Genomic DNA, 21209 nt, shown 5'->3' on the forward strand with positions numbered 1-21209 from the left:
AGCTGGGGTCTCATGTCGGACACGCGCATAATCGTTCACAAGATTCCGACTTTCGCCGGAATGACGCCTTAGGCGTAGGCCAGCAAAGCATCCCGCTTCGCGGCCAATTCCGCATAACTCGCCACCGGAGCCGCATCCTTCACCGTCGCCATGGCGCGTTCCAGCCGGGCGGCGCTGTCCGGCGTCAATGTCCCGATCGCGCTCGCAATCGCCTGCATTTCGGCCATGTCGCCCGAACAATGGAGCGCGACGTCGCAGCCCGCCGCCAGCACTTTCGCCGCGCGCACGCCGAAATCGCCCTGAAGCGCATGCATGCCAAGGTCGTCGGACATCAGCCATCCCTCGAAGCCGATCCGCTTCCGGATGATCTCGCCGATCACATAAGGCGACTGGCTGCCGCAATTGTCCTTGTCCCACGCCGTGTAGACGACATGGGCGGTCATCCCCATCGGGGCCTCCCTGAGGCTGCGGAAGGGCCGGATGTCGGTTTCCAATTCTTCTTCGCTCGCACTCACCACGGGAAGCTCTACATGGCTGTCGCTCATCGAGCGGCCGTGTCCCGGCATGTGCTTGACGACCCCCACAACCCCGCCCTCGCGCAAACCGTCCAGCGTGGCACGGCCGAGCGATGCGACCTGCATCGGTTCCGATCCCAAGGCCCGGTCGCCGATAATGTCGTGGGCGCCCGGCTGGCGCACGTCGAGCAGCGGCAGGCAATCGACATTGACGCCCACATCGCGCAGCAAGGCGGCGATGGCGGCGCAATTGACCCGCAACGCCTCCATCGCGCTGATCGGCGCGGCGGCATAGAGCCTCGCGAACGCCTCCCCCGGCGGAAAAGCGGGCCAGACCGGCGGCTTCATCCGCGCCACGCGTCCGCCTTCCTGGTCGATCAGGATCGGAACATCGTCGCGGCCGTGGATCGCGCGCAGATCGTCCGTCAGCGCCCGCATCTGATCGGGACCAGCGCAATTGCGCGCGAAGAGGATATAGCCTGCCGGATCGGTATCCTTGAAGAAAGCACGTTCATCCGCGCTCAGGCTCTCTCTCGCCATGCCGAAGATGGATGCGAGCATGGTCAGTCCACCGTCACGCACGTCTCGCCCGCGATGCGCAGGCGATTGCACAGGCTCGCCGCATCGGGGCCGTTGGCGCGGAGGCGGTAGAGCGTCTTGTCGCCTTGGGTCACCGCGATGATGCTGTGGCTCAAAGGTTCGAGATAGGCGAAGCGCCCGGACAGCGCCGTCCACGCCTTGTTCGCCGCCGCCTCGCTCGAAAAGGCACCGAGCTGGACCGTCGCGACCGCGCCCGGCGCGGCGCTCGCGAGGCCTCCGCCGCTCTCCGTCAGCGGCGCTTCGGGAACGGCATCGACATTGAGGCGGCCGACCGGCTTTGCGCCTTCGCTGGCCGCGAAAGCGGTGTCGCCTTCGCCCTCGATCTCCATGCCCCCGGGATCGGGCGCCTTGACCTTATAGGGACCGGGCTCGGCCTTGATCAGCTGCACGCCCTCGCCGCCGCCATCGCCCCGGTTCATGAACCAGAAGAAGCCGCCGACCGCGGCGCCGATCAGCACGATGCCGAGGATGACGCCAAGGATCAGGCGCATCGCGGACGGGCCTTCCGCCTCATCTTCCTCGACCGGAATCGGCTGGAGCCAGGGCGGGGTGTCCGCGTCGTTCAGTCCGCCAAGCCGCCGCCCCTCGCTCATCAGTGCATCTCCTCGGCGGCCTCAACACCCATGATGGCAAGGCCGTTCTTGATGATCTGCCCGATCCCGGACGCGAGTTCCAGCCGGGCACGCGTCAATTCGGGCTGGTCCGGCAACAGGAAGCGGCGGGCGGGATCGTCATTGCCCTTGTTCCATTGGGCGTGGAGCGCGCTGGCGAGATCGTGGAGGTAGAAGGCGATGCGATGCGGCTCGTGCGCGCTTGCGGCGCCTTCGACGACGCGCGGAAATTGCGCGCCCAATTTCACCAGCGCCAGTTCGTCCGCATCGAGCAGCGACAGGTCTGCCGTGCCCGAAACATCGATCCCCGCCTCCTTCGCCCGCCGGTGGAGCGAGCAGATGCGGGCATGGGCATATTGGACGTAGAAGACCGGATTGTCCTTCGAGGCTTCGACCACCTTCGCGAAATCGAAATCCATCTGCGCGTCGGCCTTGCGGGTGAGCATGGTGAAGCGGACCACGTCCTTGCCCACTTCGTTCACCACGTCGGCGAGCGTCACGAAATTGCCCGCGCGCTTCGACATCTTCACCGGTTCGCCGCCGCGCAGCAGGCGCACCATCTGGACGAGCTTCACGTCGAACGGCACCTTGCCTTCGGTGAGCGCGGCGACGGCGGCCTTGATCCGCTTCACCGTGCCGGCATGGTCGGCGCCCCAAATGTCGATCAGCTGATCCGCATTCTGCGCTTTCTGGAAATGATAGGCCATGTCCGCGCCGAAATAGGTCCAGCTGCCGTCGGACTTCCGGATCGGCCGGTCCTGGTCGTCGCCATAATCGGTCGAGCGGAACAGCGGCAGCTCGACCGGCTCCCAATCCTCCGGCGTCTCTCCCTTCGGCGCTTCGAGCATGCCGTCATAAACGAGGCTCCGTGCCCGGAGCGCCGCTTCGGCCGCCTCAGGCTTCTTCGCGGCCTGAACCTCGGCTTCGGACGAAAAGACGTCGTGATGGATGCCGAGCAAAGCGAGATCAGCGCGGATCATCTCCATCATCGCGGCGACGGCGGTTTTGCGGAACAGAACAAGCCACTCGCTTTCCGGCTTGCCGACGAAGGCGTCGCCATGCTCGGCGGCCAGTTGCTCGCCGACCGGCTTCAGGTAGTCGCCGGGATAAAGGCCTTCCGGAATTTCGCCGATCTCCTCGCCGAGCGCCTCGCGGTAGCGCAGGTGCGCGGAGCGGGCGAGCACGTCCACTTGGCCGCCGGCGTCGTTCACATAATATTCGCGGATGACATCATGGCCGGCATATTGGAGCAGGCTCGCCAGCGCATCGCCCACCACCGCGCCCCGGCAATGGCCCATATGCATGGGGCCAGTAGGGTTGGCCGACACATATTCGACATTGACGCAAACGCCCTTCCCCATCGTGGAACGGCCATAATCCGCGCCGCCTTTCAGAAAGGCGCGCAGCTCGTCCGCCCACACAGCTGCCTTCAGCCGGATATTGATGAAACCGGGCCCGGCGACCTCGACGCTTTCAACCTCGTCCAGCGCTTCCAGCTTCGGCTTGATGAGGTCGGCGAGCGCGCGCGGATTGGTACCCGCTTTCTTCGCCAGCACCATCGCCGCGTTGGTCGCGAGATCGCCATGGGACGGGTCGCGCGGCGGCTCCACCGCCACGCCCTTTCGCTCGACGCCCGCCGCAAGGCTCCCTTCCGCTTCCAATGCGGAGAGAATGGCGTCGATATGATCGGCAAAGCGGGCGTAAAGCGTCACGGCATCATCCATTATGGAAAGAGCGCCGCTTAGCCGATGTGGCTTGGCTCCGCAAATCGCCGCCTTGTATGCAATTGCTTACATTTGACGATGTATGCTATGGCTTACACACAGTCAAAGGAAGCGATCGCTTACATGAGCATTCCTCTTCGAACCGCGGCCGATATCGGTGCCCTGATCCGCGAACGCCGCCAAGCAGCCGGGATGGATCAAGCGACATTGGCGAAGCGCGCGCGCGTGAGCCGTTTGTGGATCAACGAAGTCGAGCAAGGCAAGCCCGGCGCAGGCATCGCCCGCATATTGCGCACCCTTGCCGCCCTCGATCTGCAGGTGCGGGTACATGATCGCAAAATGAGCGAGGAGCGGACCGCGCGCGCAAGCCAGGCCTTGCGGCGCCTCTCGCGAACTACGCCTCCTCCGCCTCCTCCGCCATCGCCGAGGAAGCGATAATGAGCGAGCTTATCGCCCTCATCGACGGCGAGCCGATCGCGACCCTCACCTTCACGAACGGCAGAACCGCGCTTGCCTATGAAAAGACATGGCAGGAGGCAACCCATGCCTACCCCCTGTCGCTTTCCATGCCGCTGGCCGCCCGCCGGCACCCGCCGCAAGCCGTGGAGCCCTTCCTCTGGGGGCTTCTCCCCGACAATGAGCTCGTCCTGGAGAGATGGGCCCGGCAATTCCAGGTGTCCGCTCGAAACGCTTTCGCACTGATTTCGCACGTCGGGGAGGATTGTGCGGGCGCCGTTCAATTCGTCCGGCCGGAAAAGGTCGAAGAATTGCGGCGGGATGGCGGTATAATCTGGCTGTCGCAGGATGAATTGCGCGAGCGTCTGCAAATCCTGCGCGAAGACGCAGCCGCAGGACGGCGCGCCCGCGATCACGGACAGTTCAGCCTTGCCGGTGCCCAACCCAAGACAGCCCTTTTGCGCGACGGAGAACGCTGGGGCATTCCGTCGGGGCGCATCCCCACCACGCATATCCTGAAGCCTACGACACAGGCATTTGCCGGCCATGCGGAAAACGAGCATCTCTGCCTTGCCGTGGCAGAGGCTCTTGGCTTGGTTTCAGCGCGTTCCGAAGTCATTCGATTTGGCGATGTCACCGCTATCGCGGTGGAACGTTATGATCGCGACATGGGCGATGATGGATTGCCTGTCCGCATCCACCAGGAGGACATGTGCCAGGCTCTTCGCGTCCATCCGGCATCCAAATATCAGAATGAAGGAGGTCCGGGCGCTTCCAAGATTGCCGACGCCATCCGGACCTTCGTGTACCAACCGCTTTTCGCCGGAGAGACCGTCGGAGACACCGCCAATGAGGACTTGTGGCGGTTTATCGACGCCCTTCTATTCAACTGGCTGATCGGCGGCACCGATGCGCACGCCAAGAATTATTCTCTCCTGATCGCCAGCGAGGGGCTGGTCCGTCTAGCGCCGCTTTACGATCTCGCCAGCATCTTCGCTTATCCGGAAATCGATATCCGCGACGCCAAGCTGGCGATGCATGTGGGAGGACGGTACAGGCTGTCCGAAATTGGCCTGCGCCGTTGGCGGGCGATGGCGGCCGACCTGCGCGTCGATGAGGACGCGCTCGTCGCCCGCGCCAAGTCCTTGGGGCAGCGCTTGCCGGACTGCTTCTCCGACCAGGCTGCCCGCATGCGCGCCGAGGGCCTGGATCACCCGATTATCGATAACATGCTCAGCGGCATCGCAAGGCACGTCCGGCTGGCGATGGTCGAAGTTTAGAATCCTTCCGGCAATTCCACCGGCCCGATCAATTCTTCGTGCCGCGAAATGGCATAACGGTCGGTCATACCCGCGATGAAATCGCCGATGCGGCGGATGCAGCGGGTCCGGTCGCTTGTGTCGGCAGCCCATTCGGGCGGCAGCAAGGAGGGATTGTCGCGATAGACGGCGAAGAGGCGGGCAAGCACGCCTTTGGCCGTGTCTTGCACGGCGAGGATCGGCGGCGAGCGGTAGATACGGGCGTAGAGGAAAGTCTTCAGCGCTCGCTCGCGCTCGGCCATCGCTTCCGAAAAACCGCCGAGCTGACGGCCGGCCTGCCGCACCCCGTCTGCCGAAGATACACCGGCTTCCGCCACGCGCCGCCGCGTCTCGACGAGGACGTCGTTCACCATCCGCCCGATCTGTTCCCGGATTAGTTCGGGCCGGAGGCGTTCGGCGGGCACATCCGGATAACGCCGCCGCACTGTGTCCCAGCTGTCGGCTACGAACGGCACCTCCAGCACATCGTCGAGCGCGATCAACCCGGCGCGGATGCCGTCGTCGATATCGTGATTGTCATAGGCGATGTCGTCCGCAATGGCGGCGATCTGCGCTTCAAGGCTCGGCCAAGTCTCAAGATCGAGCGGAAAGGCCGCATTCGCTTCCCGCATCGCCCAGGTCGGCCTAGTCACCGGGCCGTTATGCTTGGCGAGTCCTTCCAGCGTCTCCCAGGTGAGGTTCAGCCCGTCGAACCGCGGATAGGGCGATTCCATCTTGGTGAGCTGGCGGATCGTGTTCGCATTGTGATCGAACCCGCCGGCTTCGGCCATCGCCTCCTGCAAGGCATCCTCGCCCGAATGGCCGAAAGGCGGGTGGCCAATGTCATGAGCAAGGCACAAAGCCTCGGTCAGATCCTCGTTGAGGCCAAGGGCACGGGCGAGCGTCCGCCCGATCTGCGCGACTTCCAGGCTGTGAGTCAGGCGGACGCGGAAATGGTCGCCATCCGGGGCCACGAACACCTGCGTCTTGTGACGGAGGCGCCGGAAGGGAATGGAATGGATGATCCGGTCGCGGTCGCGCTGGAAGGCGTCGCGCGGCCCCCGCGTCTCGCCGCCCGCTTCGGGGTGCAGCCGCCCGCGCGACCGGGCAGGATCGGACGCATAAGGAGCAAGGGGCCTTATTTGGCCGGCAATTTCTCGATTTCCTGTCCCGCCATGCTGGTCCATGCGAAGCCGTTCACCTTGTCCTTGGCGAGATCGTTGACGAATGCCTGCGCCTCTTTAGCGGTCTTGAACGGGCCGACAAGCAGGCGATTGGTGGCGCCCGCTTTCACGGTATAAGCGAGTTTGGAAGCCAGCTTCTTTTCGGCCTTGGCCTTCAACTTCCTATATTCGCCCGGCAGTGCGGCAATATTGGCACCACTTGCCAACTGGACCCAGCTGCGCGCCGGATGCTCCTTCAGCGGATCCTTCTTCTTGGGCGCGGCCTTGGCGGCTTCGGTTTTCTTGACCGGCTCCTTCTTCACGGCAGCGGGCTTCGAAGCCTTCACTTCGGCGGCTGGCGCGGCCTTGGCGGGCACGTCGGTCGCGATGGGAGAAGCAAGCGGCGCGGGCAAATCCTGAACCAGGGTCACGACATCGGCAAATTGGAGCGGCCTCGATGCGCTCGCGGCCGGTGGGAACAACGTCGCCACCGGCGCGGGAGAGACGGCCTGAGGCTCTGCCTGCGCGACGGCAACCGGTTTGGACGATAGGGGCGCGGATGGCTGGACGGAAACGGGAAGCGGCTCTTGACGGGCAATATCCACCGGCGGCGCGACAGGCTTTTCGGCAATTGCTGCCGGCACTGCAGGCGCCGCTTCCGCGCCGCGCAGATTCTGGAAGGTGACGGGCATCTGACCCAGATGCACCGCAGCGGCCTTTTCAGCCGGATTGAGGGTCGCGAGGCGGGCAAGGAACGGCGCGAAGGCGGCAGCCTGGGCGGGAATGGCGGTCTTCACCGCCTGGTTCGCGCCCGCAAGGTCGCCGGTCAGCGCAAGGATGAAGGCCCGCGTGCGCCATGCCGCTTTGTCCTGATGGCGCAGCTGCACTTCGATCGTGCCCAGGGCCTGCGACTTGTTGCCGCTGATCGCCTGCGACAAGGCAAGCCGGCGCTCGACTTCCGGAGCGTCCTCTTGCGTGAGGATGGCAAGCGCATAATCCTTCTGGGCCGCCGCCTGATCGCCCTTCAAGTCATAGGCAAGGCCGCGATAGGCCGCCACGTCGCGCTCGGGAATGCCCATCGCCCGGGCGTCCGCGAACAGGCGCAGCGCCTCGTCGGGTTGGCCCATCAGAGCAAGAACGGACGCGATCCCCGCCTTCACGCCGCCGTCGTTCGGCGCCACCGCTTCGGCCCGGGCGAAGAAGCCGCCCGCCGCCTCCGCATCGCCCAGACGCAAGGCCGCGGCACCCGCACCTTTCAATGCTGTGAGGCTCTGCGGACTGGACGACAGCTCGCGCACATAGCGGGACAAGGCCGTGGAGGGATCTTCGCGGTTCGTCGATCCCAGCTGATAGGTATAAGTGCCGATCCCCGTCTGCGTTTGCGCCTGGAGCAGGCCAGGAGCAAGCAGGGCGGCCAGCGGGATGAGGCCGCGGCGCATCGTCTGCGATGAAATCATGGCGCCGTTAAGCCACGCCAAACCTTGCCCGCCAATGAAAGAGCCCAGCCTTGTGCGCCGGGACGACGGCTGGAAACGACGAGTTGCCATTGCGCTTTGCCGATACCTGCTCCTGCGCAGGCAGGAGCCTAGTTTCAGCGCCAGCGTCGCCCCTGCTTGTGCAGGAGCATACCAGCTTCATGGATCGGCTTACTGGCCGCCGCCGCGATTGAGGAAGCGCGGAATATCGAGCGGATCGCGCTCCTGCTCCTCGTTGCCGACCTTCGCCGCGCCGCGCGCGATGTTCGACATGCGCTCGAACAAGGTGCCGCCTTCCCGCGCCGGACGTGGGGCCTGCTGCGGCTCCTGCGCGGCGAGCCAGGCGCGGGTGCCGGGCGCCGGATCCCCTGCGATCGGGCGCGGCTCTTCGACCGGCGCGCCAAGCACCAGCTCATCCGGCGTTTCGGTATCCGCGACATCGCTCAGCTCAAGCTCGTCGCCCGCTTCCGAACCGCCAAGATCCAGCTCGCCGGGCGCTTCATCGCCTTCGGCTTCGACAGCCGCCTCGGTGACCGGCTCTTCGATCTCGATCGGCTTCGGCGCCGGGCTGCCGCCGCCGTTGAAGGAAAAGAAGGACTTGACCGGCGCGGGCTGCGGCACGGCTTCCGCATCGATGCCGGTCGCGACGACCGACACGCGGATCTTGCCTTCCAGCTCCGGATTGAAGGCCGAACCCCAGATGATGTTCGCATCTTCGTCGACCAGCTCGCGAATATGGTTGGCGGCTTCGTCGACTTCCATCAGGCGCATGTCCTCGCCGCCGGTGATGGAGATGATGACGCCCTTCGCGCCCTTCATGCTGACGCCGTCGAGAAGCGGATTGGCGATCGCTTTTTCCGCCGCTTCGATCGCGCGGTTGTCGCCGGACGATTCTCCGGTCCCCATCATCGCCTTGCCCATTTCGCCCATGACGGAACGGACGTCGGCGAAATCGAGGTTGATGAGGCCAGGCATGACCATAAGGTCGGTGATGCCGCGCACGCCCTGCTGCAGCACTTCGTCCGCCATTTCGAACGCTTCCTTGAAGGTCGTGTTCGGATTGGCGATGCGGAAGAGGTTCTGGTTCGGAATGACGATCAGCGTGTCGACATGCTGCTGCAGCTCTTCAATGCCAGCATCGGCCGAACGCATGCGGCGCGTACCTTCGAAGCTGAACGGCTTCGTCACGACGCCGACGGTCAGGATGCCCTTTTCACGCGCGACCTTGGCAACGACCGGCGCCGCGCCGGTACCGGTGCCGCCGCCCATGCCGGCGGCGATGAAGCACATGTGGGCGCCGTCGAGCGCGCGCTCGATCTCGGCGATCGTCTCTTCGGCCGCCGCCTTGCCGATTTCGGGGCGGGAGCCGGCGCCGAGCCCTTGCGTGATCTTGAGACCGAGCTGGATGCGCTGATCCGCCGGGGAAGCATTCAAGGCCTGCGCGTCGGTATTGGCGACCATGAAGTCGACACCCTGCACGTCGCTGGCGATCATGTTGGCGATGGCGTTGCCGCCCGCGCCGCCGACACCGATGACGCTGATCCGCGGCCGAAGTTCATCCACTTCCGGACGGATGAAATCGATGCTCATGATGGTCTCCCCGTTGCTACGCCGACGCGCCCCGAAGCGCTTCGAAGACGTTATTGCACGACCCGATTCGCGGACGGAAGAGAAAAGTTAATTTCGCCCGCGTTTTTAGTGACAATTTGGGCGTTTAAAGGCAGATGCGGCGCCTGTTGTGGTTAATAACCGCTCCGGAAGGCGGAGATCAGGCGCTGCATGAAACCGCCGCCTTGTGCTTTTTGCATGGTTTCGCCCGGCTGGGCGATCTGGCGCAGGTCGAGCTCGTCCGACGCGGCGAACAGCGCAAGCCCCGCTAGCGTCGCGAAAGCGGGCCCGCCATGCGCCTCGGGAAGACCGGGCAACTGCGGCCGCCCGACCCGCACGGCACGGCCGAGCACGCCTTGCGCATAGTCGGCGATCCCCTTCAGCTCCGATCCCCCGCCGGTCAGCACAACCTGGCGTCCGAACGGCCCGGCGAAACCCAGCGCCTTCAGGGCCGCTTCGATCTCGCCCATCATATGGTCGAGCCGCTGGCGGATGACGGCAATCAGCTGGGCACGAGTGATCCGCGCCGCTTCCGCCCCCTCTTCGGTCCCGCCCATCGGCTTCAGCTCGATCATGTCGTGATTGTCGCGCGGAGAGGTGGTCGCCGAACCGTAGAAGCATTTCATCCGCTCCGCTTCGGCGCGCCGCGTGCCGAACGCGGAGGCGATGTCGTCGGTAATGTCGATGCCGCCCAAGGGAATGGACATGAGGCCGACCAACATGCCCCCCGCGAAAACGGACACGTTGGTGACGCCCGCTCCAAGCTCGACGAGGGCGACGCCCAATTCCCGTTCCTCTTCGCTCAGCACAGCCTTGCCCGCCGCGACCGGCGAGGCGACGATGGCTTGAACGCCAAGATGCGCGGATCGGACGCAAAGGTCGAGATTGCGCACCGGCGCAACTTCGGCGGAAAGGACATGGATGTCGACGGCGAGCTTGTCGGCGTGAAGACCGAGCGGCTTCTTCACGCCCTGCAGGCCGTCCAGCGTGTAGAGCGCGGGAAGCGCGTGAAGAACCATTCGCCCTTCGGGATCGATCGAATTGCGCCCGGCGAGCAGCAAGGCGTCGATATCGGCCTTTTCGATCCGGTGACCGCCCGTCTCCACCTCGACCGACGCCACCGTGGACACAAGACCGCCCGCCGAATAGCCGGCGAACACGTCCTCGATATTGGTGCCCGCGATACGCTCGGCTTGCTCCACCGCTTCGCGGATCGCCCCTTCGGTCCTTTCCATGTCGGCGATGAAGCCGCGCTTGACGCCCCGGCTTTCCCGCTGCCCGGTGCCTAGGATGCGAAGCGCCCCGTCCTCGCCCGGTTCGGCGATCAGCGCGCAGACCTTGGACGACCCGATGTCGAGGGCGGTGACGAGCTTCCTGACCGGCGGCGGCGCCATTTTCTTCATCCTCTATATCGTCTTCGTCAGGTCGGCCGGCGGCGACTGGACCGGTGCGGACGGCTGCGGCGCGGCAGGCGGCGCATCCGGCACGGCGCCTCCCGGCTGGCGCGACACCCGGACGACGAATTTGCCTGGAATGCGCATGTCGAAACGAACGAGACCGCGCCCCAGAAGCGGCGTCTGCTGGTCCATCCGCGCGAAAAGGACAAGCGCTTTCTTCGCCGCCTCCTCGCCTTCCGGCAAGGCCAAGGTCTCGCCCGATTGAAAGCCGATGTCCCATCGCCTCCCGCCGATCCAGGTCGCGCTTTCCAGCATCGGCTTTAGCGACGGCGCCGCGCCGAGCAGGCGGCCGAGCGTCGCGGTCTGACGATTGGCCTGGGGCCCGATGACGAGCGGCAGATCGGGCATGGCGTCAAGGCGCACCTGCTCCAGCACCACGCCTTCATCGTCGATCAGCGCGAGCCGGCGGTTATGCTGCCAGATGGCTGCGGGTCGCCGCTCGACGATGTCCACGACCAAAGTGTCGGGCCAGCGGCGCGATACGCGCGCTTCCTTGACCCAGCCGAAGCGCAGCATCCGCGCCCGCGTGGCGCCCAGGTCGACCAGCGGCAACGCCATGGAATCCTGGTCCAGCGCCGCCGCATAGACGGGCAGGCGCTGCATATGGTTGAGGCCCTTGATCTCGACCCGCTTCACCGAAAATCCGGCCTCTCCCACAGCCTCGCCGACCTCGGTACCGATCGTCTGCGGCACCCGAAAGGCCAGGGCGAGCGTGACGATGATGGCGAGGATCAGGCCGCCGAGCGCCCAATAGCCGGCCCGCTTTATCCAATCCGTCGATATCGGCAGCGTATCGACGATCGACGCCCGCTTCTTCGTCTTGACCGATTTCGCGCGCGGGCGGGACCGGGCAGCCGATCCGCCGCGCGCCGCCGCCCGCGCGCTCATAGCGCCAGCTCCACGATCTTCTGAACGAGCTCAGCATAAGACATGCCGCGATATTTCGCCTGTTCCGGGACCAGGCTCAAGGGCGTCATGCCGGGCTGCGTATTGACTTCGAGAAGATAAAGTCCCTTGACGCCCTGCTCATCGTCCCAACGGAAGTCGGACCGCGAGGCGCCCTTGCAGCCCAATAGCTGATGCGCCTTTAACGCCATCGCCAGCGCAGCGTCGCGGATCTCGTCGGGGATCTCGGCGGGGCAAACATGCTCGGTCAGACCGTCCGTATATTTGGCGTCGTAATCGTAGAAGCCGGACTTGGGCCGGAGCTCCGTCACCGCCAATGCCTCGTCGCCGATCACCGCCGCCGTCAGCTCGCGCCCGCGAATAAAGGGCTCAGCCAGCAAGCGGTCGAATTCCTGCCACGGTCCTTTGGCCTCCCGCGCGATGGGGTTGCCATAATTGCCTTCCTTGGTGACGATGGCCACGCCGACCGACGAGCCTTCGTTGACGGGTTTCAGCACATAGGGCCGCGCCATTGGATCGGCGGCATACAGGCTTTCGCACTCGACGATCCGTCCTTCCGGCATGCGGATGCCGTGGGGCACGAGCGCCTGCTTGGTCAGCTCCTTGTCGATGGCGATGACGGACGTGACCATGCCCGAATGGGTGTAGGGCACCTGCATCAGATCGAGCATGCCCTGCACCGAACCGTCCTCGCCGGGCGTCCCGTGGAGGGCGTTGAACACCACGTCGGGCCGCGCCGCTGCGATGACCTGCGCGACGTTCCGGTCCATGTCGATCCGCGTTACCCGGTGGCCCAGGCTCTCGAGCGCGTCGGCGACGCCATTGCCGCTCATCAGCGAAACCTCGCGCTCGGCGGACCATCCGCCCATCAGCACGGCGACATGCAGCTTCTTCATCCTACGCGACTCCAACCCGCTGGATTTCCCATTCCAGGGTCACCCCGCTTTTATCCTTCACCCGGCGCCGCACTTCCTCGCCCAGCGCCTCGATATCGGCGGACGTCGCCGCGCCGAGGTTGAGGAGGAAATTGCAATGCTTCTCAGACACCTGCGCGCCGCCAACCATCAATCCCCGGCACCCCGCTTCATCGACCAGCCGCCAAGCCTTGTCGCCGGGCGGGTTCTTGAAGGTCGAACCGCCCGTGCGGCTGCGCAGCGGCTGAGACTCCTCGCGCGATTGCGCGATCCGGTCCATCTCAGCCTGAATGACGGAAGGCTCTTCGGCATGGCCTCGAAAGGTCGCGGAGACGACGATCGCGCCTTCGGGCAATTCGCTATGGCGATAGGTGTAGCCAAGCGCCTCAAGCGCCAGCGTCCGCCGCGCGCCAGACCGCAGCACCACCTCGCATTCGACGAGAATGTCCTTCACCTCGCGGCCATAAGCGCCGCCGTTCATCCGCACGAAGCCGCCGACCGTGCCCGGAATGGAGCGCAGGAATTCCAACCCCCCGATCCCCGCATCGCGGGCCGTGGAGGAAACGAGGATGCCTGAAGCCCCGCCGCCGCAGCGCAAGGTGAGATCGTCCAGTTTCTCGACCTTCGCCAGCGCCTTGCCGAGCCGCACCACGACACCCGGAAAGCCCCCGTCGCGCACGATCAGGTTCGACCCGAGCCCAAGGCCCATGACGGGCACGTCCGGATCGAGCGCCACGAGGAAATCGCTCAAATCGTCCCTGTCGGCGGGCTCGAACAGCCATTTCGCCGATCCGCCCGACTTGAACCAGACGAGCGGCGCCAGCGGCGCATTCTCGGTCAACCGGCCCCGCACGGCTGGAAGGGTCGCGACGCTCATTTCGCCAGCCTTGCCTGCTTGATCTTCTCGCCCAGACCGGCAGCCCATTTCGTAATGTCGCCAGCGCCAAGGCAAATCACCATGTCGCCCCGCGCGGCGATGTCGCGCAGCTGCCGGGCCAGGTCGTCCGCATCCTGCACCGCGCTCACCGCCCGGTGCCCACGCTCTTTCAGACCCTCGACCAGATCGGCCGCGCTCGCGCCCTCGATCGGCGCCTCGCCCGCCGCATAGACTGGCGCGACATAGACGATGTCGGCGTCGTTGAAGGCGCCCTGAAACTCGTCCATCAGATTGTGGAGGCGGGTATAACGGTGCGGCTGGACGACGGCGATCACCCGCCCTTGCGCGCCTTCGCGGGCGGCGGCGAGCACGGCTTTGATCTCGACCGGATGGTGTCCATAATCGTCGATGATCGTCACGCCTTCGACTTCGCTGACCTTGGTGAAGCGCCGCTTCACGCCGCCGAATTGGGCAAAGCCGCGCGCGATCACCGTGTCGGGAATGCCCATCTCGATCGCCACGCCGATGGCGGCGAGCGCATTCTGGACGTTGTGGCGGCCGGGCATCGGCAGCTCGACGCCCTCGATCACCCGCACATCGCCATGCCGGTCGCGGACGGAGACGTCGAAGCGGTTGCCGCCCGGAAACGGCGTCACATTGTCGCCGCGAATGTCGGCCTGGGCCGCAAAGCCGTAGGTCACGACCCGCCGGTCGCGCAGGCGCGGGATGATCGACTGCACTTCGGGATGGTCGACGCAAAGGAAGGCCGCGCCATAGAAGGGCACATTCTCGACGAACTCGACAAAGGCGTCCTTCACCCTGTCGAAGCCGCCATAATGATCGAGATGCTCGGGATCGATGTTGGTGACGATGGCGAGCGTGCCGTCCAAGCGCAGGAAGCTGCCGTCGCTCTCGTCGGCCTCCACCACCATCCAGTCGGACGTGCCGAGCCGGGCATTCGAGCCATAAGCGTTGATGATGCCGCCGTTGATGACCGTCGGATCGATCCCGCCCGCGTCGAGCAACGCCGCGACCATCGAAGTCGTCGTCGTCTTGCCGTGCGTCCCCGCTACCGCGACGGTGGCCTTGAGGCGCATCAGTTCGGCCAGCATCTCGGCACGGCGCACCACCGGGATACGCCGTTCATAGGCGCACTGAACCTCCGGATTGTCCTTCTTGATCGCGGTCGAGGTGACGACCACCGCCGCATCGCCGAGATTGTCCGCCTTCTGGCCGATCATCACCGGGATGCCCGCCTTGCGCAGCCCCTCGATCACATAGCTCTCGGCGACATCCGATCCTTGGACCTTATAGCCCAAGATGTGCATCACCTCGGCGATGCCGGACATGCCGATGCCGCCAATGCCGACGAAGTGGATGGTGCCGATGTCGGTCCCGACGCCCCTCATGCCAAAGCTCCCTGAACCGGCGCGGCCACCGGCTGCTCCTTGGCCGGCAACGGATCCATGCCCGGCGTCCGTGAAATGCGCTCGACCAGATCGGCGAGCGCCCGTGTCGCATCGGGGCGGCCGCACGCCCGCGCATGCGCCGCCGCTTCAGCGAGCGCATCCGGCTCTAGCCCCAGCGTCGCAATCTCCTGGGCCAGCCGCTCCGGCGTGAATTCGCTCTGCGGCACCATGCGCGCGCCGCCTTCCTTCGCCATTTCGCGCGCATTGGCGGTCTGGTGATCGTCGGTGGCGATAGGCAGCGGCACCAGGATCGCGGGCCGTCCCGCCGCGGTCAGCTCGGCGATGGTGGAGGCTCCGGCCCGCGCGATGACGAGATGCGCGCTCGCCAACCGCTCCGGCATGTCGGCGAGATAGGTGGCAAGCTCCGCCTTCAGCCCCAATTCGGCATAGCGCGCCCGCACCCGGTCGATATCTTCCGCCCGGCATTGCTGCACGATATTGAGGCGGTTGCGATAGGGCTCGGGCAGCAAGGCCAGCCCGTCGGGCACCACGCTGGACAACACCGTCGCTCCCTGGCTTCCGCCGGTCACCAGCACGTTGAATTCGGCCTCCGGTTTCGGAAATGGCCGGTCCCTCAGCGACAGGACTTCGTCCCGCACCGGATTGCCGACCAGCTCGACCTTCTTGGCGGATGCCTTTGGCAGCCGGTCCACCTGCGGATAGGCGGTGGCGATCGCATTCACCTTGCGCGCCAGCAGCCGGTTCACGCGGCCCAGCACCGCATTCTGCTCATGAATGATCGTGGCGATGCCCGCGCCCTGCGCCGCCAGCAAAGCGGGAAGCGCAGGATAGCCGCCAAAGCCGACCACGGCGGCGGGCCGCACCTCGCGGTAAAAGCGCCGCGCCTGGGCGCGCCCGGCAAGGATGTTCCGCCCGGCCTTCAACCAGCCGAGCACTCCGCCGGCCAGCCGCCCGGCCGGAAGGATGTTCACCTCCACATTGCCGAACAAAGCCGGGATCTTCGCACCCCGCTCGTCGGTGATGAGCGAAACCTGATGCCCGCGCGCCATCAATTCCTCGGCCAGCGCGTGGGCCGGAACCATGTGCCCGCCCGTCCCGCCGGCAGCCATGACGAAATGGCGCTTACCCATCATTTGCCTCTCACCACATAAGGGGAGCGGTGGAGATAGGGGTTTCGCCGCGTGAAGGCGAGCAGCAATCCAAAGCCGATCGACAAGGCCAGCATCGACGACCCGCCATAGGAGATGAACGGCAAGGTCATACCCTTGGACGGCGCGATCTGGACGTTCACCGCCATGTTGATCAGCGCCTGCAGTCCGAACTGCGTGACGAGGCCCGCCGTGGCGAGCAGGAGGAAGGTATCCTCCTCATGCAGCAATTTGATCAGCACGCGCGCCACGATAGTCATGTAGATGACTGCGATGGCGATGCAGGCGATGAGGCCGAACTCCTCGCCGATCACGGAAAAGATATAGTCGGTCTGCGGTTCGGGCAGGTGAAACTTGCGCGTGCCGCCGCCCGGACCGGTGCCGAACAGCCCCCCTGCGGTCAGCGTGCGGAGGGCACTGTCGGTCTGATAGGTGTCGTGCACGCCGCTGTCCGCGAACAGGAAGGCGTCGATGCGCTTCGTCGCAACCGGATAGAAGAGATAGGCGAGGACGATCCCCGCCACGCCCGCTCCGCCAAGGCCGAACAGAAACCGCATCGACACGCCCGACAGGGTAAGCAGGATCACCCACGCCGCGGCGAAGATGATCGTCTCGCCGAAATTAGGCTGCTGCATCAAGAGAAGTGCGACGATGCCGAGCATCAAGGCCGAGAGCGGCACGACCGGCAAGGTCTTGTCCTGATCGCGCAGGGACAGCAGCCAGGCCATGCTGACGATGAACATCGGCTTTAAAAATTCGGACGGCTGGAACTGGGTGAAGCCGACGCCGATCCAGCGCCGCGCCCCGTTCACTTCGTGCCCGACGATCGGAACCAGGAAAAGGAAGAAGGTGAAGAGCCCGGCACCGATCAGGCACAGCCGCCGCGCCAGCGTCTTGGGCAGCATCGACACCACGATCATCACCGGGAAGGCGACCATGATCCAGACGAGCTGCCGGTAGAAATAGTAAAGCGGCGGGAAGGACACGCTGCCCCCCGAATAACGCTGCGCCGCCGCCGGAGATGCTGCCGCCACCGCGATCAGGCCGATGGAGATGAGGACGACGACCAGGACGAGCAGCATCCGGTCGATTTCCCAGAACCATTTGCCAAGCGCGCTGCGGTCGGAGCGGCCGAGCCGCGCGCCGGTGCCTTTGCGGGCCTGCTCCATCACAGCGTCTCCACCGCCGCGCGGAATGCATCGCCCCGCGCCTCATAATCCCTGAACTGGTCGAACGAGGCGCAGGCGGGCGACAGCAGCACGACCTCCCCGGTCTGAGCCGCCGCCGCCGCATCGCGCACGGCCTGATCGAGCGTCCTGCTCTCCGTCACCGGCACCTTGCCTGCAAGCAGCCGGGCGAAGAGCGGCCCCGCCTTGCCGATCGTGTAAGCCGCTTTCACATGGCCGATATAGGGAAGACAGGCATCGAGATCGTCGCTTTTCGCCAAACCGCCCAATATCCAATGGATCTGCGGATAGGCGCCAAGCGCGGGCGCGGTGGAATCGGGGTTGGTCGCCTTGCTGTCGTTGACGAACAGCACGCCGCCTTTCTCAGCCACCCGCTCCATCCGGTGCGGAAGGCCGGGATAGGTCGCAAGCCCTTCCGCGATCCTGTCGTCAGGAACGCCCAATGCCCGCGCCACCGCGACGGCGGCGGCGGCATTCTGCGCATTGTGCGGCCCTTGCAACGACGGCCAGCGCGACTGATCCTTCACGTCGGTCGAGGAAACGATCACCTTGCGCCCCGCAACCTGTCCCGCAATTGCGCGCGTATAATCGTCCTCCGCCGCGATGATCGCGACATGATCCTGCGATTGCAGGGCAAACAGCCGCGCCTTCGACGCCGCATAATCGTCCATTCCGTCATAGCGGTCGAGATGGTCCGGCGTGATGTTCAGCAGCACCGCGACCTCGCAATCGAGGCTCTGCGTCAGGTCGATCTGGTAGGACGACAATTCCAGCACGTAGACGCCGCCTTCCGGCAGCGGCTCCTGCTCCAGGATGGGCAGCCCGATATTGCCCCCCATGGCCGCCGGTACGCCCGCTGTCTTCAGGATGTGGTGGACGAGCGCCGTGGTGGTCGATTTGCCGTTCGTGCCCGTGATGCCGACCACCTTATGCGGCGGCAACTCTTTCCGGGCCTGGGCGAACAATTCGATATCGCCGATCACCGGCACCTTCGCTTGCCGCGCCCGCTCCGCGATCGGATGCTTGTTGAGGGGCACGCCCGGCGAAACGATCACCGCTTCAAAGCCGTAGATGGACGTCGCGAGCGGATCGGCGATCCTTAAGCCCCTCCCATTCAGGGGAGGGGTTGGGGTGGGGCCGGTGCTGATGGATGCTTCGGGACTTGTCCGCTCCGCACTCCCCCACCCCCCGGCCCCCTCCCCTGAAGGGGAGGGGGAGAGTTTGGCCCGCGCCTCTTCACTCGCATCCCAAGCCATCACCCGCGCGCCGCTGGCGGCAAGCGCCTTCACCGTCGCCAGCCCCGATCGCGCGAGGCCGAGCACGGCATAATCCTTGTTGGCGAATGCGGCGCTCCCGATCATCTCAGCTTCAGGGTCGACAGGCCCGCGAGCGCGAGGACGAAGCTGATGATCCAGAAGCGGATGACGACCGTCGGCTCGGACCAGCCGACCTGCTCGAAATGATGATGGATCGGCGCCATCTTGAACACGCGCTTGCCGGTGCGCTTGTAGAAGAAGACCTGCACGATCACCGACACGGCTTCCAGCACGAACAGGCCGCCGATGATCGCCAGCACGATCTCATGCCGCGTCGCGACCGCGATCGCGCCCAGCGCCCCGCCCAGCGCGAGGCTGCCCGTATCGCCCATGAAGACGGCGGCGGGAGGCGCGTTGAACCACAGAAAGGCGAGCCCCGCCCCCACGATCGCGGAGCAGAGAACGGTGAGATCGCCGACACCCAGCACATGCGGAATGCCGAGATACGAGGCGAAGATCGCGTTGCCGACTAGGTAGGAAATGAGGAGGAAGGCGAGGCTGGCGATGATCACCGGCATGGTCGCCAGCCCGTCCAGGCCGTCCGTCAAATTCACCGCATTGCCCGCGCCGACCACCACGATGGCCGCGAAGACGATGTAGAAGGGGCCAAGATCGATGACCGGCCCATTGTAAAACGGGATGTAGAGCGCCGTCTCGCCGCCCCAGATCATGATCGCGCAGCCCGCGCCCGCGACAATGAATTCACCGAGCAGGCGCACCTTTCCGGACACGCCCTTATGGCTCTTCTTGGTGACCTTGTCGTAATCGTCGAGGAAGCCGATCAGGCCGAAGCCGACCGTGATGAGCAGGCAGCCCCACAGATAGCGGTTGGAAAAGTCCATCCACAGCAGCATCGCCACGGTGACGCAGGTGAGGATCATGAGGCCGCCCATGGTCGGCGTACCGCGCTTGGCGAGATGGGTCTGGGGTCCGTCCTCGCGGATCGGCTGCCCCTTGCCCTGGCGGACGCGCAGCCAGCCGATGAATTTGGGTCCGATCAGCAGCCCCAGGAAAAGCGCCGTCGCCGTCGCCGCGCCCGCGCGCAAGGTGATGTAGCGGAAGAGGTTGAAGATGCCTTCATAACCGAATTGTTCGGCGATCCATTGAAACATCAGCTTCCCCCGTTCGTCAGCGCCTCGACCAGCGCCGACAGCCCCACGCCGTTCGATCCCTTGACGAGCACCGCATCGCCTGCCTGCAGCTCGTCCCGCACCAGCGCCGTCGCCGCCGCAGCGTCGGGCACATGCGCGAATTCCACCTTGTTTCCAAGGACATTTGCGAGAGCGGTCATTTCTTCGCCAACCAGGATGGCAAGATCGACGCGCGCCTCCCCTATGGGTTCGGCCAGCGCCGCATGATAATCGTTCGACCCGGGTCCAAGCTCCCGCATGGCGCCGAGCACGGCGATGCGCCGCGCGGCTTCCGTCGCGCCCAGCGTCTTCAGCGTCGCCGCCATGGAAGCGGGATTGGCATTATAGCTTTCGTCGATCAGCAAAGCCTCGCCGCCCTTCACGGATATGCGGTGCCGCTGCCCCCGGCCCTTCAGCCCTTCCATCTCGGCAAGCGCGAGACCGGCGGCGGCGAGATCGCCCCCCACCGCCTGCACCGCCGCGACGACGGCAAGCGCATTCTGCACCCAATGGTCGCCGGGATGACCAATGGTGAAAGTGAGCTCCGCCCGGGGCAATGCCGCCGAAACCAGCGTGCCCCTGTCGACCGGTACCACGTCAAGCGCGCGGACGTCCGCCCCCTTGCCAAGACCAAAGGTTACGATCCGGTCGGCATAAGGCCGCGCCGCAGCGATCAGCCGGTCGCGATAGGGGCTGTCGAACGGCACGATGGCGACGCCGCCCGGCTCCAGACCCTGGAAGATCTCGCCCTTGGCGTCGGCGATTTCCTCTTCGCTCGAAAAGAACTCACGGTGCGCGGGCGCGATGGCGGTGACGATGGCGACGTGCGGCCGCACCAGCCGGGTCAGCGCCGCCAACTCGCCTGCCGCGCTCATGCCCATCTCGAACACGCCGAACCGCGCCCCTCGAGGCATCCGCGCGAGCGACAGCGGCACGCCGGTATGATTGTTGTAGCTCTTGACCGAACGGTGCGCCTGACCACGATGGGGCCGGTCCAGCGCGGCGAACAGCGCCTCCTTGGTGCCTGTCTTGCCGACCGATCCGGTCACGCCGATCACCTTCGCCTCGCTCCGCAGGCGCGAGGCACGGCCAAGATCGTTCAGAGCGGTGGTCGTATCAGAAACCAGCACATGCGGAAAATCGCCGCCTTCACTGACGACGACACCCGCCGCTCCGGAGGAAAAGGCCTTGTCCAGAAAGCGGTGCCCGTCGGTGAATTCGCCCTTCATCGCGATGAACAGATCGCCCGGGCCGATCTCGCGGGAGTCGAAGGCGATGCCATTCGCTTCGAACGTGCCATGCGCGATGCCGCCGGTGGCGGAGGCAATCTCCTCGGACGTCCAAAGCGCCGTCATTTCCCCTCCCCTGAAGGGGAGGGGAGATATGCTGGTGCA

General features: G+C 65.4%; 18 protein-coding genes. 2 read left to right on the top strand and 16 right to left on the bottom strand.

The features are described from left to right. Positions 1 to 68: 68 nt before the first annotated feature. The 3 genes from nagZ to argS are packed head-to-tail and all read right to left on the bottom strand — an operon-like array spanning position 69 to position 3438. On the bottom strand, positions 69 to 1076 hold the full coding sequence (nagZ, locus tag IC614_RS06605; RefSeq protein WP_200970577.1) for a beta-N-acetylhexosaminidase: 1008 nt from the start codon (positions 1074 to 1076) through the stop codon (positions 69 to 71). Between the two features lie 2 nt (positions 1077 to 1078). Next, the gene (locus tag IC614_RS06610) at positions 1079 to 1708 is read right to left on the bottom strand and encodes an SPOR domain-containing protein (RefSeq protein WP_200970578.1); all 630 of its coding nucleotides are present in this window, start codon (positions 1706 to 1708) and stop codon (positions 1079 to 1081) included. Further along, the gene (argS, locus tag IC614_RS06615) at positions 1708 to 3438 is read right to left on the bottom strand and encodes an arginine--tRNA ligase (RefSeq protein WP_200973136.1); all 1731 of its coding nucleotides are present in this window, start codon (positions 3436 to 3438) and stop codon (positions 1708 to 1710) included. The genes IC614_RS06610 and argS overlap by 1 nt, the downstream gene beginning before the upstream one ends. Before the next feature lie 90 nt (positions 3439 to 3528). Here argS and IC614_RS06620 point away from each other — a divergent pair, with 90 nt between their 5' ends. Both IC614_RS06620 and IC614_RS06625 read left to right on the top strand, forming a co-directional pair. Further along, positions 3529 to 3888, top strand: a complete 360-nt coding sequence (locus tag IC614_RS06620) for a helix-turn-helix domain-containing protein (RefSeq protein WP_226372763.1) — start codon at positions 3529 to 3531, stop codon at positions 3886 to 3888. Beyond that, positions 3888 to 5186: a type II toxin-antitoxin system HipA family toxin gene (locus tag IC614_RS06625; protein ID WP_200970580.1), complete on the top strand. Its 1299-nt coding sequence runs from the start codon at positions 3888 to 3890 to the stop codon at positions 5184 to 5186. The genes IC614_RS06620 and IC614_RS06625 overlap by 1 nt, the downstream gene beginning before the upstream one ends. Here the strand turns inward: IC614_RS06625 and IC614_RS06630 are convergent. The 13 genes from IC614_RS06630 to IC614_RS06690 all read right to left on the bottom strand — a co-directional run bounded on the left by IC614_RS06630 (position 5183) and on the right by IC614_RS06690 (position 21170). Continuing rightward, entirely contained in the window at positions 5183 to 6346 is a 1164-nt protein-coding gene (locus IC614_RS06630) for a deoxyguanosinetriphosphate triphosphohydrolase (protein WP_200973137.1), read from the bottom strand. The two genes, IC614_RS06625 and IC614_RS06630, sit on opposite strands and share 4 nt — an antisense overlap. Then, positions 6343 to 7824 (bottom strand): tetratricopeptide repeat protein, encoded by a 1482-nt coding sequence (locus tag IC614_RS06635; protein ID WP_200970581.1) that lies wholly within the window; start codon positions 7822 to 7824, stop codon positions 6343 to 6345. The genes IC614_RS06630 and IC614_RS06635 overlap by 4 nt, the downstream gene beginning before the upstream one ends. 189 nt (positions 7825 to 8013) lie before the next feature. Further along, on the bottom strand, positions 8014 to 9432 hold the full coding sequence (ftsZ, locus tag IC614_RS06640; RefSeq protein WP_200970582.1) for a cell division protein FtsZ: 1419 nt from the start codon (positions 9430 to 9432) through the stop codon (positions 8014 to 8016). 152 nt (positions 9433 to 9584) lie between these two features. Continuing rightward, entirely contained in the window at positions 9585 to 10844 is a 1260-nt protein-coding gene (gene ftsA, locus IC614_RS06645; RefSeq protein WP_226372590.1) for a cell division protein FtsA, read from the bottom strand. A gap of 12 nt (positions 10845 to 10856) precedes the next feature. Further along, a complete protein-coding gene (locus tag IC614_RS06650) occupies positions 10857 to 11795 on the bottom strand; it encodes a cell division protein FtsQ/DivIB (RefSeq protein WP_200970584.1) in 939 nt (312 codons plus the stop codon). Beyond that, positions 11792 to 12709 (bottom strand): D-alanine--D-alanine ligase, encoded by a 918-nt coding sequence (locus IC614_RS06655; protein ID WP_200970585.1) that lies wholly within the window; start codon positions 12707 to 12709, stop codon positions 11792 to 11794. The genes IC614_RS06650 and IC614_RS06655 overlap by 4 nt, the downstream gene beginning before the upstream one ends. 1 nt (position 12710) lies before the next feature. Next, positions 12711 to 13604, bottom strand: a complete 894-nt coding sequence (gene murB / locus IC614_RS06660) for a UDP-N-acetylmuramate dehydrogenase (RefSeq protein ID WP_200970586.1) — start codon at positions 13602 to 13604, stop codon at positions 12711 to 12713. Next, positions 13601 to 15013: a UDP-N-acetylmuramate--L-alanine ligase gene (gene murC / locus IC614_RS06665; protein WP_200970587.1), complete on the bottom strand. Its 1413-nt coding sequence runs from the start codon at positions 15011 to 15013 to the stop codon at positions 13601 to 13603. The genes murB and murC overlap by 4 nt, the downstream gene beginning before the upstream one ends. Continuing rightward, the gene (murG, locus tag IC614_RS06670) at positions 15010 to 16167 is read right to left on the bottom strand and encodes an undecaprenyldiphospho-muramoylpentapeptide beta-N-acetylglucosaminyltransferase (RefSeq protein ID WP_200970588.1); all 1158 of its coding nucleotides are present in this window, start codon (positions 16165 to 16167) and stop codon (positions 15010 to 15012) included. Before murG ends, murC begins: the two co-directional genes overlap by 4 nt. Then, the gene (locus tag IC614_RS06675; RefSeq protein WP_200970589.1) at positions 16164 to 17351 is read right to left on the bottom strand and encodes a peptidoglycan glycosyltransferase FtsW; all 1188 of its coding nucleotides are present in this window, start codon (positions 17349 to 17351) and stop codon (positions 16164 to 16166) included. The genes murG and IC614_RS06675 overlap by 4 nt, the downstream gene beginning before the upstream one ends. Further along, on the bottom strand, positions 17351 to 18730 hold the full coding sequence (murD, locus tag IC614_RS06680; RefSeq protein WP_200970590.1) for a UDP-N-acetylmuramoyl-L-alanine--D-glutamate ligase: 1380 nt from the start codon (positions 18728 to 18730) through the stop codon (positions 17351 to 17353). Before murD ends, IC614_RS06675 begins: the two co-directional genes overlap by 1 nt. Next, complete coding sequence (gene mraY / locus IC614_RS06685) at positions 18727 to 19797, bottom strand: phospho-N-acetylmuramoyl-pentapeptide-transferase (protein ID WP_200970591.1); 1071 nt, start codon at positions 19795 to 19797, stop codon at positions 18727 to 18729. Before mraY ends, murD begins: the two co-directional genes overlap by 4 nt. Beyond that, on the bottom strand, positions 19797 to 21170 hold the full coding sequence (locus tag IC614_RS06690; protein ID WP_200970592.1) for a UDP-N-acetylmuramoyl-tripeptide--D-alanyl-D-alanine ligase: 1374 nt from the start codon (positions 21168 to 21170) through the stop codon (positions 19797 to 19799). Before IC614_RS06690 ends, mraY begins: the two co-directional genes overlap by 1 nt. Positions 21171 to 21209: the final 39 nt, after the last annotated feature.

The sequence above is a fragment of the Sphingosinicella flava genome, from assembly GCF_016025255.1.
Taxonomy (GTDB): Bacteria; Pseudomonadota; Alphaproteobacteria; order Sphingomonadales; family Sphingomonadaceae; genus Allosphingosinicella; species Allosphingosinicella flava.

Bases quoted from the DNA above. Each gene is read 5' to 3' on its own strand.
- nagZ (WP_200970577.1), bottom strand. From the start codon at position 1,076: ATGCTCGCATCCATCTTCGGCATGGCGAGAGAGAGCCTGAGCGCGGAT.
- IC614_RS06610 (WP_200970578.1), bottom strand. From the start codon at position 1,708: ATGAGCGAGGGGCGGCGGCTTGGCGGACTGAACGACGCGGACACCCCG.
- IC614_RS06620 (WP_226372763.1), top strand. From the start codon at position 3,529: ATGTATGCTATGGCTTACACACAGTCAAAGGAAGCGATCGCTTACATG.
- IC614_RS06625 (WP_200970580.1), top strand. From the start codon at position 3,888: ATGAGCGAGCTTATCGCCCTCATCGACGGCGAGCCGATCGCGACCCTC.
- IC614_RS06635 (WP_200970581.1), bottom strand. From the start codon at position 7,824: ATGATTTCATCGCAGACGATGCGCCGCGGCCTCATCCCGCTGGCCGCC.
- ftsZ (WP_200970582.1), bottom strand. From the start codon at position 9,432: ATGAGCATCGATTTCATCCGTCCGGAAGTGGATGAACTTCGGCCGCGG.
- ftsA (WP_226372590.1), bottom strand. From the start codon at position 10,844: ATGGCGCCGCCGCCGGTCAGGAAGCTCGTCACCGCCCTCGACATCGGG.
- IC614_RS06650 (WP_200970584.1), bottom strand. From the start codon at position 11,795: ATGAGCGCGCGGGCGGCGGCGCGCGGCGGATCGGCTGCCCGGTCCCGC.
- IC614_RS06655 (WP_200970585.1), bottom strand. From the start codon at position 12,709: ATGAAGAAGCTGCATGTCGCCGTGCTGATGGGCGGATGGTCCGCCGAG.
- murB (WP_200970586.1), bottom strand. From the start codon at position 13,604: ATGAGCGTCGCGACCCTTCCAGCCGTGCGGGGCCGGTTGACCGAGAAT.
- murC (WP_200970587.1), bottom strand. From the start codon at position 15,013: ATGAGGGGCGTCGGGACCGACATCGGCACCATCCACTTCGTCGGCATT.
- murG (WP_200970588.1), bottom strand. From the start codon at position 16,167: ATGATGGGTAAGCGCCATTTCGTCATGGCTGCCGGCGGGACGGGCGGG.
- IC614_RS06675 (WP_200970589.1), bottom strand. From the start codon at position 17,351: ATGGAGCAGGCCCGCAAAGGCACCGGCGCGCGGCTCGGCCGCTCCGAC.
- murD (WP_200970590.1), bottom strand. From the start codon at position 18,730: ATGATCGGGAGCGCCGCATTCGCCAACAAGGATTATGCCGTGCTCGGC.
- mraY (WP_200970591.1), bottom strand. From the start codon at position 19,797: ATGTTTCAATGGATCGCCGAACAATTCGGTTATGAAGGCATCTTCAAC.
- IC614_RS06690 (WP_200970592.1), bottom strand. From the start codon at position 21,170: ATGACGGCGCTTTGGACGTCCGAGGAGATTGCCTCCGCCACCGGCGGC.